Annotated in this window: 10 protein-coding genes and 1 tRNA gene; 5 read left to right on the forward strand and 6 right to left on the reverse strand. The window is 64.4% G+C overall.

Annotated features, from left to right (window positions below; all coding sequences use genetic code 11):
- Positions 1–5: 5 nt before the first annotated feature.
- Entirely contained in the window at positions 6–3,116 is a 3,111-nt protein-coding gene (gene putA, locus SH584_RS00975) for a bifunctional proline dehydrogenase/L-glutamate gamma-semialdehyde dehydrogenase PutA (RefSeq protein ID WP_324807850.1), read from the forward strand.
- 43 nt (positions 3,117–3,159) lie between these two features.
- On the opposite strand, the gene SH584_RS00980 is transcribed toward putA, so the two are convergent.
- The 4 genes from SH584_RS00980 to SH584_RS00995 form a co-directional block, all read right to left on the reverse strand.
- Positions 3,160–3,234 (reverse strand) — tRNA-Asn (locus SH584_RS00980).
- Between the two features lie 82 nt (positions 3,235–3,316).
- Positions 3,317–4,075, reverse strand: coding sequence for an NAD kinase (locus SH584_RS00985; protein WP_324809409.1), 759 nt, complete (start codon positions 4,073–4,075; stop codon positions 3,317–3,319).
- A 225-nt stretch (positions 4,076–4,300) separates the two neighbouring features.
- Positions 4,301–7,798 carry a transcription-repair coupling factor gene (gene mfd, locus SH584_RS00990; protein WP_324807852.1) on the reverse strand — a complete coding sequence of 1,166 codons (3,498 nt, stop codon included), beginning with the start codon at positions 7,796–7,798 and terminating at the stop codon, positions 4,301–4,303.
- Positions 7,795–8,055, reverse strand: a complete 261-nt coding sequence (locus SH584_RS00995; RefSeq protein ID WP_322840611.1) for an FAD assembly factor SdhE — start codon at positions 8,053–8,055, stop codon at positions 7,795–7,797. Before SH584_RS00995 ends, mfd begins: the two co-directional genes overlap by 4 nt.
- Before the next feature lie 100 nt (positions 8,056–8,155).
- On the opposite strand from SH584_RS00995, the gene recG reads away from it, so the two are divergent.
- Positions 8,156–10,213 (forward strand): ATP-dependent DNA helicase RecG, encoded by a 2,058-nt coding sequence (gene recG, locus SH584_RS01000; protein WP_324807855.1) that lies wholly within the window; start codon positions 8,156–8,158, stop codon positions 10,211–10,213.
- On the opposite strand, the gene tyrS is transcribed toward recG, so the two are convergent.
- Positions 10,210–11,430 (reverse strand): tyrosine--tRNA ligase, encoded by a 1,221-nt coding sequence (gene tyrS / locus SH584_RS01005; protein WP_322840609.1) that lies wholly within the window; start codon positions 11,428–11,430, stop codon positions 10,210–10,212. The genes recG and tyrS overlap by 4 nt on opposite strands.
- Positions 11,431–11,510: 80 nt before the next feature.
- Between tyrS and SH584_RS01010 the strand changes: the two genes are divergently transcribed.
- Positions 11,511–12,032, forward strand: a complete 522-nt coding sequence (locus SH584_RS01010; protein ID WP_324807858.1) for a DOMON-like domain-containing protein — start codon at positions 11,511–11,513, stop codon at positions 12,030–12,032.
- Positions 12,029–13,228, forward strand: coding sequence for an exo-beta-N-acetylmuramidase NamZ family protein (locus tag SH584_RS01015; RefSeq protein WP_322840607.1), 1,200 nt, complete (start codon positions 12,029–12,031; stop codon positions 13,226–13,228). Before SH584_RS01010 ends, SH584_RS01015 begins: the two co-directional genes overlap by 4 nt.
- A gap of 7 nt (positions 13,229–13,235) precedes the next feature.
- On the opposite strand, the gene SH584_RS01020 is transcribed toward SH584_RS01015, so the two are convergent.
- Entirely contained in the window at positions 13,236–14,414 is a 1,179-nt protein-coding gene (locus tag SH584_RS01020; RefSeq protein WP_324807861.1) for a vWA domain-containing protein, read from the reverse strand.
- A 119-nt stretch (positions 14,415–14,533) separates the two neighbouring features.
- Here SH584_RS01020 and SH584_RS01025 point away from each other — a divergent pair, with 119 nt between their 5' ends.
- On the forward strand, positions 14,534–15,931 hold the full coding sequence (locus SH584_RS01025) for a methyl-accepting chemotaxis protein (protein ID WP_324807863.1): 1,398 nt from the start codon (positions 14,534–14,536) through the stop codon (positions 15,929–15,931).
- Position 15,932 lies beyond the last annotated feature (1 nt).

Consider the following 15,932-nt stretch of genomic DNA (forward strand, 5'->3'; position numbering starts at 1 on the left):
CCACGATGATCGACCGTACCGCGCTCCGCCACGCCTATCGCCCTGATGAAGAAAAGGTCGTCGCCGAAAGGCTTGAACAGGCGCGGTTGAGTGCCGCGGAGCTAGGCGAGGCGACCGCGTTGGCGCGGACGCTGGTCAAGGCGGTGCGCGGCCACAAGGCCGCCGGGCTGGATGCGTTTTTGCAGGCTTACGACCTCGGTTCGGACGAAGGCGTCGCGCTGATGTGCCTGGCGGAGGCGTTGCTTCGCATTCCCGACGCGGAAACCGCTGATGACCTGATCCACGACAAGCTGTCGGGTCCCGACTGGGCGGAGAAGCTGGGCGGAAGCCGCTCGACCTTCGTCAATGCCGCGACCTTTTCGCTGCTGCTGACGGGCAAGGTCCTCGACGAGGCCAACGACCGCACAGAAGGCTGGCGTTCGGCGCTGGGCCGCGCGGTTGGACGGCTCGGCGAGCCGGTCATCCGCACCGCGGTCGGACAGGCGATGAAGATCCTCGGTCGGCAATTCGTATTCGGGCGGACAATCGACGAGGCGCTCAGCCGCGCCGCCCCCGAGCGGGCAAAGGGCTGGAGCCACAGCTTCGACATGCTGGGCGAAGCCGCGCGCACCCACGAGGATGCTGCGCGGTACGCGAAGGCGTATGGCGAGGCGCTCGACACGATCGCTGCGAAGGCGAAGAATGGGTTTCGAGCCGAACCCGGCATTTCCGTCAAATTGTCGGCGCTCCATCCTCGCTACGAGTGGACGCACGCAGCCGAAGCCAAGGCCGCGATCATGCCGGTTGTTCGCGAACTGGCGCTGAAGGCGGCCGCAGCGGACCTGCACCTCACCATCGACGCCGAGGAGGCCGATCGCCTCGAACTGTCGATGGACATCATCGAAGCGCTGGTTGCCGACGATGGTCTGTTTGAAAGCGGGTGGGGCGGCTTCGGCCTTGCGCTTCAGGCTTATTCCAAGCGTGCCGTGCCGCTCGTCGACTGGACGGTTGCGCTGGCCCGCAAGCACGGCCGCAAGCTGATGGTTCGCCTGGTCAAGGGCGCCTACTGGGACAGCGAGATCAAGGTCGCGCAGGTCGCGGGTCTGTCGGACTATCCGGTCTTCACACGTAAGGTCGCGACCGACGTTTCCTATCTCGCCTGCGCGCGTCGGATGCTGGCGGCAAGCGATTGTATTTACGCCGCCTTCGCCACCCACAACGCCAACAGCATCGGCGCGATCAAGGCGATGGCGGGCAAGACCCCATTCGAGTTCCAGCGTCTGCACGGCATGGGCGAAGGCCTCTACGAAGAACTCGCCAAGCTCGAGCGCGGGATTGGCGACCCGGTCACTCCGGTGCGCATCTACGCGCCGGTTGGCAGCCACAAGGAGCTGCTCGCATACCTCGTTCGTCGGCTTTTGGAGAATGGCGCCAACAGCAGCTTCGTTAATCGCATCGCGGACGATGACGTTCCGCTCGACGACCTCGTTCGTGATCCGGTTGCGGAGCTGACTGCTCTCAAGCCCCGCCGCAACCCGGCGATTCCGTTGCCCGATTCGATCTTCGGCAAAGGGCGCAAGAACAGCGCTGGCGTGGACCTGAGCGATCCGCTCGTCCGCGAACCTTTGCAGAAGCGCATCAAGGACCTTGGGTCGCGTCAGTGGGAGGCTCAGCCGACCGTGGGCTCGAAGGCTGTTCCCGCCGCCGTCGTCTCGCCGTTCAATGGAGCCCATCGCGTCGGATCGGTGGTCGACGCGACCGCAGGCGATGTCGATCGCGCGGTTCGGGCGGCTGCTGCCGTCCAGACAGCTTGGGACCAGCGCGGCGGAACGGCGCGGGCCGAATTGCTCGACCGCGCCGCCGACCAGTTCGAGGAGCATCGCGAAGAGCTGTTTTCGCTCTGCATTCGCGAGGCGGGCAAGACTTTGCCCGACGCAGTGCTTGAAGTCCGCGAGGCGGTCGATTTTCTACGTTATTATGCCAGTGAGGCGCGGCGCTTGTTCGCGGGCGCGACGCCACTCCCGGGTCCAACCGGCGAAGTGAACGAACTGCGCCTGCACGGCCGCGGCGTGTTCGCGTGCATCAGCCCGTGGAATTTCCCGTTGGCGATCTTCATCGGACCGGTCGCCGCCGCGCTTGCGGCGGGGAACGCCGCGATCGCAAAGCCGGCCGAGCAGACGCCGCTAATCGGTGCCTTGGCAATCGAGCTGATGCATCGCGCAGGCATTCCCCGCGACATCGTGCAAATCGTCCCCGGGGACGGCAAGGTCGGCGCGGCGCTGACGAGCCATCCGCTGATCGCCGGCGTCGCCTTCACCGGGTCGACCGAGACGGCGCGCGCGATCAATCGCGGCTTGGCCGACCGTCCCGGCGCGATTATCCCGCTAATCGCCGAGACTGGCGGGCAGAATGCGATGATCGTCGATTCGTCGGCGCTGCCCGAACAGGTTACCCGCGACGTGGTCGCATCCAGTTTCCAGAGCGCGGGGCAGCGCTGTTCGGCGCTTCGCGTGCTGTTCGTGCAGGATGACGTCGCCGACACCATGCTCGGCATGATTGCGGGCGCGATGAAGGCGCTCTCGATCGGCGACCCTGCCGACATCACGACCGACGTCGGTCCGGTTATCGATGAGGACGCGAAGGAAGCGCTCAACGCGCACTTGGCCGAGCTAAATGCGAAAGCGACGTTGCTCGCCCGGTTGGAACTGCCGCAGACGGCAGCCGCCGGACATTTCGTCACGCCCGCGATGTACGAGATCAAGTCGCTGTCCGATCTCGACCGAGAGCATTTCGGGCCGATCCTTCACGTCGTGCGATGGAAGTCGGGCAAGCTCGCCGATGTGCTGCAGGCGATCAATGCGACCGGTTATGGCCTGACTCTCGGCCTGCAGAGCCGGATCGACACCACGCGCGAATATGTCGAGCGCGAGGCGCGTGTGGGCAACCTCTATGTCAACCGCAACCAGATCGGCGCGGTCGTCGAAAGCCAGCCGTTCGGTGGCGAGGGATTGAGTGGGACGGGCCCCAAGGCTGGCGGCCCGCACTACGTCGCGCGGTTCGCGACCGAGCGCGTCACCTGCATCGACACGACGGCGGCAGGCGGCAATGCCAGCCTGATGGCAGCAATCGAAGGCTAAGTCTGCGGGGGTCCCTGGCGGGTGGTGACGCCGGGGTGAAAAATGGCTCCTCGGGTAGGATTCGAACCTACGACCATTCGATTAACAGTCGAACGCTCTACCACTGAGCTACCGAGGATCGCCGTCTTCTTGCGAAGCGAGAGCGCCTATAACGCGCTCATCAGCGGTTGCAACCCGAAGTGCGTTGGAAATCGTCTTTTTCAGGTCGCAAATTGTTCGAGCGCGATGCGCTCGTCGAGCGCATGTTCGGGATCGAACAGCAAGGTGAGCGTCTGCGAAGGGTCGAGCGCAACCTTGACGGTTGCGACGTCGCGTACTTCGAACTGGTCGGCGACCGCGGCAACCGACCTTTTTTCCGCTTCCAGTACGCGAATCTGGATTTCGACGTCGTCGGGCAGTATCGCGCCGGTCCAGCGACGCGGACGAAAAGCGCTGATCGGCGTCAGCGCGAGCATCCTTGCCGCCAGCGGGAGGATCGGACCGTTGGCCGAAAGATTATACGCGGTCGAACCGGCGGGGGTCGCGACCAGAACGCCGTCCGCGACCAATTCGGGCATGACGACGCGCCCATTCACGCACAACTCGAGTTTCGCGGTCTGGCGCGTTTGGCGAAGCAGCGAGACCTCGTTGATGGCGGGGTAGGACCAAGTGTCCCCGCGGACCGTCGTCGCCTCCATCTTCAGCGGCGTGACCTTGATGTGCTTGGCGTTCGAGATCCGATCGATGAGCTGGTCGATCCGCCATTCGTTCATCAGGAAGCCGACCGTCCCGCGATTCATGCCGAACACCGGGCGGGCGTCATTCTCTTCGAGCATCTGGTGCAGCGTCTGAAGCATGAAGCCGTCGCCACCCAGCGCGACGAGCGTCTCCGCCTCCGCCTCGTCGGCCCACCGATAGCGTCGGCGCAGCAGCTTCTCTGCCGCCAATGCGGCCTGGGTATTCGACGCGACCAGTCCGATTCCGCGTGCGGCGAGATCCTTGTCCGGGGAAGCCGGGGAGAGGCTGGTGGCGTTCACGGGCGACACCATAAGGCTTCACTCGTCAAACGCCACCGTGTCCCGGAACGGAACGTCGCCAAGCGCGACGTTGCGCGATCCTCGCTCCAGTGGCAGGCCGATCTCACGCTACGCGACGAGCGGGAGCAGGCGGGTGTCGGATCGGGGGATCCGGCACCCGTTTTGCATTCAGGCCGGTTGCAGCTGACGCTGATCCTCGCTCGCCGCCAGGACGCGCATCAGGCCGCGCGAGATTTGCAGCGCTCCATTCAAACGCGCATCGCCGCTCGGCCAGTCGCGGCTGACGACGAGCTTGCTGTCGGGACGAAGCTTCGCCTGTCCCTTCAGCCGCGCGACATAGGCCAGCAACCCCGGCAGATCGGGGAAACCGCGATCGGCAAACGTGACCACGGCACCCTTTGCGCCAACGTCGAGTTTCGCGATGCACGCCTTTCGGCAATTGATCTTGGTCTCGACGATCAGCAGCAAGTTCTTGGTTTCGGGAGGAAGCTTGCCGAAGCGATCGATCATTTCCGCCGCAAAGGATTCCACGCCCTGACGGTCATCGAGGTCGCCGAGGCGGCGATACAGACCCATGCGGAGATCGAGATCGGGGACATAGGTTTCCGGGATAAGGATCGGGGCTTCGACGTTGATTTGCGGCGTGAATTCTTCCCGGCGTTCCGACGCGCCCGACTTCTGCTCTAGGATCGCGTCCTCGAGCATCGCCTGGTAAAGTTCGAAGCCGACCTCCTTGATATGCCCCGATTGCTCGTCGCCGAGCAGATTTCCGGCGCCGCGGATGTCGAGGTCGTGGCTTGCGAGCTGGAAGCCAGCGCCAAGGCTGTCGAGGTTGGCCAGCACCTGAAGACGCTTGTCCGCCCCCTCGGTCAGCGCCCGGTCGGGCGTCGTGGTGAGATAGGCATAGGCACGCGTCTTCGACCGTCCGACACGCCCACGTAGCTGGTAAAGCTGCGCCAGTCCGAAGCGATCGGCGCGATGGACGATCAGTGTGTTCGCCGACGGGATGTCGAGCCCGCTTTCGACAATCGTCGTCGATAGCAGAACGTCATACTTGCGGTCATAGAAGGCGCTCATTCGCTCCTCGACCTCGCCCGGGCTCATCTGTCCGTGCGCGGTGACGGCCTTCACTTCGGGCACCTCCTCACGAAGCCATTCCTCCAGATCGGGCAGATCGGCGATCCGTGGCGCGACGAGGAAGCTCTGCCCGCCGCGATAATGTTCGCGAAGCAATGCCTCGCGTACCACGACCGGATCCCATGGCGCCACGTAGGTTCGGACCGCAAGACGGTCGACCGGAGGCGTTTGGATCACGCTAAGCTCGCGCAGGCCCGACATCGCCATCTGTAGCGTTCGCGGGATCGGCGTGGCGGTCAGGGTCAGCACGTGCACGTCATCGCGGAGCGACTTCAGCCGCTCCTTGTGCGCGACTCCGAAATGCTGCTCCTCGTCGACAATCACGAGTCCCAACTTCTTGAACTTGATCGTTTTCGACAGCAGCGCGTGGGTGCCGATGATGATGTCGACGACGCCCTTTTCGAGCCCCTCGCGAGTCCTTTTCGCCTCCGCCGCGGGCACGAGTCGCGACAAGCGGCCCACCTCGATCGGGAAGCCCTGAAAGCGCGCGACGAAGTTCGAATAATGCTGACGAGCCAACAGCGTGGTCGGACCGATGACCGCGACTTGATAGCCGGCCATCGCCGCGACGAACGCCGCACGAAGCGCAACCTCGGTCTTGCCGAAGCCGACGTCGCCGCACACCAGGCGGTCCATCGGCTTGCCGCTCGCCAGATCCTCCAGAACCTCGGTGATGGCGCGATCCTGGTCGTCGGTTTCCTCATAAGGGAAGCGGTCGACGAATTGCGGATAGGCGGGATCGGCCTCGACCATCTGCCCTGGCCTGGTCGCGCGGACCGCGGCGGTCTTGATGAGCTCGCCGGCGATCTCGCGGATCCGCTCCTTCATCCGGCTCTTGCGGCGCTGCCACGCTTCGCCGCCAAGTTTGTCGAGCACCGCGCGCTCGCTGTCCGAGCCGTAGCGCGACAGCACGTCGATATTCTCGACCGGCAGGTAGAGCTTGTCGCCACCGGAGTAGGAGAGGGCGACGCAATCGTGCGGCGCGCGGCCGACCATGATCGACGTCAGCCCCTCGTACCGCGCAATGCCGTGATCGGCGTGAACGACCAGATCGCCCGGCGTCAGCGCTGCCAGCTCGGCAAGGAAGGCGTCGGCACTCTTCCGGCGCTTCTTGCGTCGCACCAGCCGGTCGCCGAGCATGTCCTGCTCGGTCAGGACCGCGACGTCGGGCGCGGTGAGGCCATGATCGAGCGGCAACACCAAGAGGCTCGCATCGGCCTTTCCGCCGAGCGCTTCCTGCCACGTCGTCGCCTGCGTCAGGCGATCGAGGCCGTGCTCCTCGAGCAGGCCCGAGAGACGTTCGCGTGCGCCTTCGCTGTAACTCGCGAGGATGATCTTCCGGCCTGATTTCCGCAGCTTGGCGACGTGCTTGACCACCGCCTCGTAAACGTTGGCGTTTTGTGCGCGCTCCGGCGCGAAGTCGCGGGGACCTTCGACGCCAAAGTCGATGACCTGATCGCTCGCGGGTTCGGGAAAGGTCGATGCGAAGTGGATCGGGCGTTCCGCGACCGACGACGTCCACTCCTTCCGCGACAGGTAGAGTGCCGACGGCGGAAGCGGCCGGTAGCTGCCCGGCTCGGCCTGCATCGCGCGTTCGCGATTGGCAAAATAGTCCTCGATCGCCTCGGCTCGCGACGTGATGGCGCCGTCGCTTCCCGAATCGCGGAGGATGACGTCGGCATCCGACAGATGATCGAACAGCGTCGCCAGCTTGTCCTCGAACAGCGGCAGCCAATGCTCCATGCCGGCGAGGCGCCGGCCCTCGCTGACCGCTTGATAAAGCGGATCACCGGTCGCGTTCGCACCGAATTTCTCGCGATAACGGGCGCGGAAGCGCTTGACGCTTTCCTCGTCGAGCAGCGCCTCTGAGGCCGGCATCAGCGTAAAGGCCCCGGCCTTCCCAACGCTTCGCTGGTCGGCAGGGTCGAACCGGCGCATCGTCTCGATCTCGTCGCCGAAGAAATCGAGGCGGATCGCCGAAGAGTCGCCGGCGGGATACAGGTCGACGATCGACCCACGCACCGCAAATTCGCCGGCATCGTGCACCGCGTCGGTTCGCTGGTAGCCATTGGCCACCAACTGCGAGACGAGATCGTCGCGCTCGATCCGCTCGCCTTCGTCGAGCCGACGCGTGAGCTGGCGAATTCGAAAAGGCGTCAGCGTCCGCTGCGTGACGGCATTGGCCGCAGCGATCAGCAACTGCGGCCGCTTCCTGGGCACCTGCAGCAGTTGCAGCGTCGCCAGTCGCTCCGCCATCACCCGAAGCGCGGGACTGGCGCGATCGTAGGGCAGGCAGTCCCAGGCGGGAAAAGTCAGGACCTCGACGTCCGGCGCGAACACCGGGACAGTCTCCGCCAGCGCGCGCATCGCCGCTTCGTCGGCGGCAATCACCACCGCGCGTCCGCCAACGCCGGTGCCATGCGCTGCCCGCGCAAGGTCGGACACCAGCCACGGCAGGAAGCCCGCAGGAACGCTCGCAAGCGTCAGCGGCGACGACGCCGCAAGAATCCGTCCTAAGTCGTTGCTCATTTTGGAACCTTGATGAAATCAAGACGGCGCATCGCTTCCATCAGCGGCCCTTGATACCGTTCGGGAACGTCCTGCGTCCCGATCGCCCACGCCATGATGTCGACATCGGTCTCCGCCAGAAGCGCGGCAAACAGCGCTCGCTCATGGCTGCCCCAACTCGAATGATGCGCGTCGAAAAAGCCGCCGATCATCATGTCGGCTTCGCGCGTCCCGCGGTGCCAGGCGCGGTAACGAAGAGCGCGCGAAACCTCGTCCATGTCGTCGCCTTTCAGACGCAAAAAGCCCGCATGGCGAAATCGCCGCGGGTCCGTGCGTGCTCATGTAGGCAGTGAGCAGCACGGTTGCTAGAGTGCGGCGATGCGCCCCGACGTCCTTAATCCCCTGTTCGCCGAGGTCGAAACCCTGAAGGGCGTCGGTCCGGGTATTGCCAAGGCGCTGGCAAGGCTCGGCATTACACGTGCCCTCGACCTTATCTACCATTTGCCAACCGGGACGATCGATCGAATCGCTGCGCCTGCGGCCGATGGAAGCCTGCTCGGTCGGATCGTCATTCTTGAGGTGACGCCGTTCGACATCCGCGCAGGCGCCGGCAGAGCGCCGATGCGGATTTTCGCCAGCGATTCAGCCGGCAACACGATCACCCTGACATTTTTCAACAATCCCGGGTGGGCAAGGAAACAGCTTCCGCTCGGTGAAGCGCGGACGATCGTTGGCAAACTCGATGCCTGGGGCGATCAGTGGCAGATCGTCCACCCCGATGTCCTCGATCCGGAAGCGGATGCCGGGATCGCCTTGCGAGAGCCGGTCTACGGCCTCACCGAGGGTATCTCGAACAAGCGGATGCGCGAGCTGGCGATGACCGCTCTGGAGCGAGCGCCAGACCTGCCCGAATGGATCGAGCCGTCGCAACTTGCGCGCGACGGTTGGGCGGCGTGGCGGTCTTCGCTCGCCTCGGCCCATCAGGATCCCGACGAAGCGACGCCGCGTAAACGGTTGGCGTATGACGAGATTTTCGCCAACCAGTTGGCGCTGCTGTTGCTGCGGCAGGTCGCCCGACGAAAGCGCGGCGTGCCGCTCCAGGGCGATGGCCGACTGACGAACCGCCTTCAGCTTCCCTATCGGCTGACGAACGCGCAGGCGCGCGTGATCGACGAAATTCGCGGCGACATGGCACAGGATCGTCCCATGCTCCGGTTGCTGCAGGGCGATGTCGGCTCGGGCAAAACGCTAGTCGCGCTGATGGCGATGCTGGAAGCGGTCGAGGCAGGCGCGCAAGCCGCAATGCTCGCCCCGACCGAGATCCTCGCGCGACAGCATTACGCCACGCTTCAACGTCAATGCGAGGCGTTGGGCGTCCGTGTTGCGATCCTGACCGGGCGCGAAAAGGGGCGGGCTCGGGAAGCGGTGCTAATGGGACTGGCGGGCGGGACAGCCGATATCCTCGTCGGGACGCACGCCATTTTTCAGCAGGCGGTGACCTACCATCGCCTCGGGCTCGTCGTGATCGATGAGCAGCATCGCTTTGGCGTGTCGCAACGCCTGCTGCTCAGCGAGAAGGCGGCACACCCGCCGCACCTGCTCGCCATGACCGCCACGCCCATTCCGCGGACGCTGACCTTGACCCACTATGGCGAAATGGACGTCAGCCGGATCGACGAGATGCCCCCGGGGCGAATGCCGATCGAGACGCTGGTCGTCGCGGACCATAAACTGTCGGAGGTCGTCGAGGGGCTTGGCCGCCACCTTGCCGCGGGTGGGCAGGCGTACTGGGTCTGCCCGCTGGTCGAGGAATCGGAGACGGTCGATGCGGCTGCGGCCGAGGAGCGCGCCGCCACCTTGCGAGCTCGTTTCGGCGAAGACGCAGTCGGTCTCGTCCATGGCCGAATGAAAGGTCCCGACAAGGATAGCGTCATGACGTCATTCGCGGCGGGCGATGTCGGTGTGTTGGTGGCGACGACCGTCATTGAAGTCGGGGTGGACGTGCCAAACGCGACGCTGATCGTCATCGAAGGCGCCGAGCGTTTCGGCTTGGCCCAACTTCACCAGCTTCGCGGCCGGGTCGGTCGAGGGACCGGTGCAAGCCGCTGCGTCCTGCTCCGCGGCGAAACGCTCAGCGAGACGGGGCGGGCACGGCTTGCCCTGATGCGTGAGACCAACGACGGCTTCCGCATCGCCGAAGAGGATCTCCGCCTGCGCGGCCCCGGCGAGGTCCTCGGTACGCGCCAGTCAGGGGAGCAGGGCTTCCGCGTCGCCACGCCCGAAGAAGTCGCCGAACTGGCCCCCATCGCGCAGGGCGATGCGCGACTGCTGCTCGATCGCGATGGCGGCCTCGCAGGACCGCGGGGACAAGCCGCGCGCCTCTGCCTTTACCTGTTCGAACGCGACGCGGCGGTCGGCTTGCTACGAAGCGGCTAAGGCGTCAGCAGCCCGTGCTTCTTCTTGCCCAGGCTGATCTTGACCGGCGCGTTCACCGCAATCTGTGCCTTGATGTCCGTCGCGGCGACGCCGTCGACCTTGACCGCCCCTTCCTCGATCTTCCGGCGCGCTTCGCCATTCGACGCCGCGAAGCCGAGCCCGGTCAGCGCCGCGACGATCCCGATCGAGCCCTCCGCTACGGTCAGGGTGGGCAAGTCCCCGCCGGCACCGCCACTCGCGAATGTGTCGCGTGCGGTCGCCTCGGCGCTCGCCGCGGCGTCCGCGCCATGCAGCAACGTCGTCGCTTCGTTCGCCAGGACGATTTTGGCGTCGTTGATAGCCTGGCCCTCGAGCCGACCAAGTTCTTCGATCCGCTCAAGCGGTAGGTCGGTGAACAGCTTCAGGAAGCGAACCACGTCCGCATCGGCGGTATTCCGCCAGAACTGCCAATAGTCGTAGGCGCTGAGTTGGTCGGCGTTGAGCCACACCGCGCCATTGGCGGTCTTGCCCATCTTCCCACCATCGGCGGTGGTGATGAGCGGCGTGGTGACCCCGAACACCTCCATCCCTTCCATGCGGCGCGTCAGGTCGATGCCGTTGACGATGTTGCCCCACTGGTCCGACCCGCCAAGCTGCAAGCGGCATCCCCGCGTCCGCGCTAGCTCGCGGAAATCGTAGCCCTGCAGGATCATGTAGTTGAATTCGAGGAAGCTCAGCGATTGCTCGCGGTCGAGGCGCAGCTTGACCGAATCGAAGCTCAGCATCCGGTTGATCGAAAAATGCTGCCCGACCTCGCGCAGGAACGGGATGTAGCGAAGCTCGTCGAGCCATCCGGCATTGTCGACCATCACTGCATCGGACGGACCGTCGCCGAACGTCAGGAAGCGATCGAAGACGCGTCGGATCGATGCGACATTGGCAGCGATCACCTCATCGGTCATCAGCTTGCGCGCTTCGTCCTTGAAGCTTGGATCGCCAATCTTGCCCGTCCCACCGCCCATTAGGACGATCGGTCGATGTCCGGCCTGCTGCAGCCGCCGCAGCATCATGATCTGGACCAGGCTGCCGACATGGAGCGACGGCGCCGTCGGGTCGAACCCGATGTAGCCGCTGATCACCTCCGACGAGGCAAGCGAGTCGAGCGCGGAGGCGTCGGTCACTTGGTGGATATAGCCTCGCTCGTCGAGCAGGCGCAGCAGCGTGGATTGAAACGTCATGGCGCGCGGCATTAGCAGCGCATCGCGCCGGTCCCAAGTGCGACTTGCGCGGCGGCAAGCGGCACGCGATAGCGACGGCGATGACGCTCCTCGTCCGCCACCCCGATACGCCGCCCGGCGCAATTCATGCCGTCGATGGCGAGATCGTCCGGATCGATGGCGGCGTGATCGCCACTTTTCGCGCAATCGGCAGGATCGACGAATTGGTCGTGCCCGACCCAGCCGCCCCGGAACGCACCGACGACCTATGGCGGCATACGTGCTTCGAATTGTTCGTGCAGGGTGAGGGCAGCGCGTACCGAGAATTCAACCTGTCTCCCTCAACGCAGTGGGCCGCGTACGAATTCGACGCGCACCGTGCTGGAATGCGTGAAGCACTCGCCGACGTCGACATTGAATGTTCTCGTGATTCCAGCGGGTTATCCCTCATCGCTACGGTGCGATCCGAAATCCCCAATCCCGCCCATGTCGCGCTTACCGCCGTGATCGAAGAGCGTGACGGTCAACTGCGCTACTGGGCGCTCGCCTTTGCCCCCGGCGCGCCCGACTTTCACGCGGAGGCGACGCGCGCCATGTTTCTTGATGGAGTCGACGGACAATGAAATTCGGCATCGAACGGTTGCTCGCCGACGCCGCGCTGCGGGCACCGCTGGCGGGAAAGCGCGTCGCGCTGGTTGCGCATCCGGCTTCGGTCACGCGCGATTTGCACCACAGCCTCGACGCGCTCGCCGCGCTCGGTGACGTCAAGCTGTCCGCCGCCTTCGGTCCCCAACACGGCCTGCGCGGCGACAAGCAGGACAATATGATGGAGAGCGAAGACTTCATCGATCCGGTCCACGAAATCCCGGTCTACAGCCTGTATGGGGAAGTCCGCCGACCGACCGGGCAGATGATGACCGGAAGCGACGTCATCCTGATCGACCTCCAGGATCTTGGCTGCCGCATCTACACCTTCATCACGACGTTGCTCTACATGCTCGAAGCCGCGGCCGAGCATGGCAAGAGCGTGTGGGTCCTCGACCGCCCCAATCCCGCGGGTCGCCCGACCGAGGGGCTGACCCTGCGCGAGGGTTGGGAGAGTTTCGTCGGTGCCGGCCCGATCCCCATGCGGCACGGCATGACGCTCGGCGAGCTTGGCCATTGGTTCGTCGATCATTTCAACATCGACGTCGACTATCGCGTGATCGAGATGGAAGGCTATCGACCCAACAAAGCACCCGGCTTCGGATGGCCGACCGATCGCCTGTGGATCAATCCCTCGCCCAACGCCCCGAACCTCAACATGGCACGATGCTACGCGGGCACCGTGATGCTGGAAGGCGCCACGCTCAGCGAAGGCAGGGGAACGACCCGTCCGCTCGAACTGTTCGGCGCACCCGACATCGACGCCCGCGCCGTCATCAAGGTGATGCACGACCTCGCTCCGCAATGGCTCGACGGCTGCACGCTCCGCGAGATCTGGTTCGAGCCCACCTTCCACAAGCACGTCGGGCAGCTCTGTAACGGCGTCCAAATCCACGCCGAGGGCAACGCCTACGACCATGAGGCGTTCAAGCCGTGGCGAGTTCAGGCGCTCGCATTCAAGGCGATCCGCACGCTATTCCCCGACTACGACCTGTGGCGCGACTTCCCGTACGAGTATGCGTTCGGAAAACTCCCGATTGACGTCATCAACGGCGGACCGGCCCTCCGCGAATGGGTCGACGATTCGGCGGCTGCTCCCGGCGACCTTGATGCGCTGACGATCCCTGACGAGGAAGCGTGGGAAATCGAGAGGAAACCCTTCTTGCTCTACTGAGCGAGTTCTACCGTTTCCGGCTCAGATCTCGCATCGCCTCGTCGAGGCCCTCCAGCGTCAGCGTGTACATCCGCTCGTCCATCAGCCGCTTGATCAGCGCGGTCGATGCGGAGTGGCCCCAATAGGTGTCGGGTGTCGGGTTGATCCACGCCGCTGACGGGTAGGCGTCGGTCAGCCGTTTCAGCCACACCGCGCCCGCTTCCTCGTTATAATGCTCGATCGAACCACCGGCATGGCTGATCTCGTACGGACTCATGGCGGCGTCGCCGACAATGACCAGCTTATGGTCGCGGCCAAACTTGTGAAGCACGTCGAGCGTCGGCGTCTTTTCGACATGACGTCGCCGATTGTCCTTCCACACGCCTTCGTAAATGCAATTGTGGAAGTAAAAATGCTCCAGGTGCTTAAACTCGGTCCGGCAGGCGGAAAACAGCTCTTCAGCGACTTTGACGTGGCCATCCATCGATCCGCCGATGTCCAGGAAGAGCAGCAGCTTGACCGCATTATGTCGTTCGGGACGCATGCGTACGTCGAGCCATCCCTGCCGCGCCGTGCCTTCAATTGTGCCGTCTAAGTCCAACTCCTCCGCGGCGCCCTCGCGCGCGAAGCGGCGCAGGCGGCGAAGCGCGATCTTGATGTTCCGCGTTCCCAATTCCCGCTCCCCATCGAGGTCGCGGAATTCGCGCTGCTCCCATACCTTGATCGCACGGCCGTGACGGCCCGGACCGCCGATGCGCACGCCTTCGGGATTGTACCCGCCGTGACCGAAGGGGGAGGTGCCTCCGGTGCCGATCCACTTGTTACCGCCCTGGTGGCGACCTTCCTGTTCCGCGAGCCGCTGCCGAAGCGCCTCCATGATCTCGTCCCATGAGCCAAGCGACTGGATCTTCGCCATTTCTTCGGGCGACAAATACTTTTCGGCGATCAGCTTCAGCCATTCCTCGGGGATGTCGGCGTGCAGCTCCTCGCCGGTCGAAAGCGCGCCCTTGAAAACGGTGCCGAACACTCGGTCGAACCGGTCAAGCTGGCTCTCGTCGTGAACGAACACGCTTCGGGCGAGATAATAGAATTGCTCGGGGTCGTTCTGAATGACGTCGGCATCGAGAGCTTCGAGCAGCAGCAGATGCTCCTTGAGCGACGCGGGAATGCCGCCCTTCCGCAATGCTTCGACGAAGGAAATGAACATCGGCGATCCATGACGCGTGCCACGGTGCAAGTCGAGGGCGCGCTCTGGTTAACTCGCCTTTAGGACATCGTCGCTACGCCAATGCCAACGAACACCGACCGAGTGGGAAATACAGGCAGATGGCAACGCTGGGCATCGAGGAAATTACCGAGAACGCAATCCGCGTGGTCGCGCGCGATTGCGGGTCGCTGTCGATCGAATGCAGTGACGTCGCCGGTTACGTCGAAGACGTCGCGACGCGCATCAACGAGCATATGAAAACGCTCGACGGGCTTGAGGACGTCACCACGCGCCTGCTCGCCGATCAGGCGCGGGTAAGCGATTCGACCGACGAGGCACGCCTCCTGTCCGAGCAGGCCAAGGCCAAACTCGAGGCGGGTCGCGAAGCGATCGAGGACACGATCAAGGGCTTCAAGGGCCTGACCGAGCTTGTCGTCCAACTCGGCGATCGCATGGCCGGCTTTGCGACCGCCATGCACCAGGTGCAGAGCGTCTCTTCGACCATCGAAACCATCGCCCGCAAGACCAACATGCTTGCGCTCAACGCGACGATCGAGGCTGCGCGCGCCGGCGACGCTGGCCGCAGCTTCGCGGTTGTGGCCGCGGAGGTGAAGAAACTCGCACATGATACTCGCGCGGCGACCAGCCAGATCGCCTCGACCATCGGTGAACTGACGCGGGAAGCCAGCGCGGTCACCAGCGAGATCAAGACGGGCGTCGAGCGCAGCCGCGCGGCGCAGGCAGGCTTCGGCCAGATCAGCGACACCGTTCACGAAGTGACCGAGATCGTCAGCATGGTCGATCGACAGACCGAAGGCATTGCGCACTCGACCAGCTTGATTCAGACCAGCGTCGACCGCGTGAAGGCGGGCCTCAGCGACTTCGCGGGCGGCGCGCGGGATAACGGCGGTCAGCTTGTCAAGGCGCAGAAGCGACTCTCGCATCTCGAATTGCTGTCAAACACGATGCTCGACACGCTTGCCAATTCAGGCGCCGAGATTGACGACACGCCGATGATCCTGCTCGCCCAGCAAGCCGCTCGAGCAATCACTGCCGCGGTCGAAAAGGGTATCGACGCGGGCGAGATTGGGCTGCCCCAGGTGCTCGATCGCAATTATGTGCCGATCGAGGGGACCGATCCCGTCCAGTATGACAACGGCTTCGCGGATTTCGCGGACCTTTACGTTCGGCCGCTGCTCGACCGCTTCAAGGCGCGCGAGCCGCGCATCATCGGCTCGGCGATCACCAATCTCGACGGCTACTTACCAACTCACCTCAGCGAGCGTTGCCATCGCCCAGGGCCCGATCCGGTGTGGAACGACGAGCACTGCCGCAACCGCCGTATCTTCATGGACGAAACCACGCGCAACGCCTGCAACAGCGACAAGCCGGCGATGCTCGCAACTTACCGGATGGAGCTTGGCGACAAGTATATTCCGGTGAAGAACGTGTTCGTCCCGCTGTCGTTCAAGGGACGTCGGTGGGGCAACTTCGAACTCGCCTACCGCGACGAGTAGG

Source organism: Sphingomonas sp. LY29 (genome assembly GCF_035593985.1).
In the GTDB taxonomy this organism is placed as follows: domain Bacteria; phylum Pseudomonadota; class Alphaproteobacteria; order Sphingomonadales; family Sphingomonadaceae; genus Sphingomicrobium.

Excerpts from the sequence above, each read along its gene's own strand:
- SH584_RS00995 (WP_322840611.1), bottom strand. The coding sequence starts at position 8,055 with ATGGACGAGGTTTCGCGCGCTCTTCGTTACCGCGCCTGGCACCGCGGG.
- SH584_RS01025 (WP_324807863.1), top strand. The coding sequence starts at position 14,534 with ATGGCAACGCTGGGCATCGAGGAAATTACCGAGAACGCAATCCGCGTG.
- tyrS (WP_322840609.1), bottom strand. The coding sequence starts at position 11,430 with ATGACGTTTCAATCCACGCTGCTGCGCCTGCTCGACGAGCGAGGCTAT.
- mfd (WP_324807852.1), bottom strand. The coding sequence starts at position 7,798 with ATGAGCAACGACTTAGGACGGATTCTTGCGGCGTCGTCGCCGCTGACG.
- SH584_RS01020 (WP_324807861.1), bottom strand. The coding sequence starts at position 14,414 with ATGTTCATTTCCTTCGTCGAAGCATTGCGGAAGGGCGGCATTCCCGCG.
- SH584_RS01010 (WP_324807858.1), top strand. The coding sequence starts at position 11,511 with ATGACGCTCCTCGTCCGCCACCCCGATACGCCGCCCGGCGCAATTCAT.
- SH584_RS01015 (WP_322840607.1), top strand. The coding sequence starts at position 12,029 with ATGAAATTCGGCATCGAACGGTTGCTCGCCGACGCCGCGCTGCGGGCA.
- recG (WP_324807855.1), top strand. The coding sequence starts at position 8,156 with ATGCGCCCCGACGTCCTTAATCCCCTGTTCGCCGAGGTCGAAACCCTG.
- putA (WP_324807850.1), top strand. The coding sequence starts at position 6 with ATGATCGACCGTACCGCGCTCCGCCACGCCTATCGCCCTGATGAAGAA.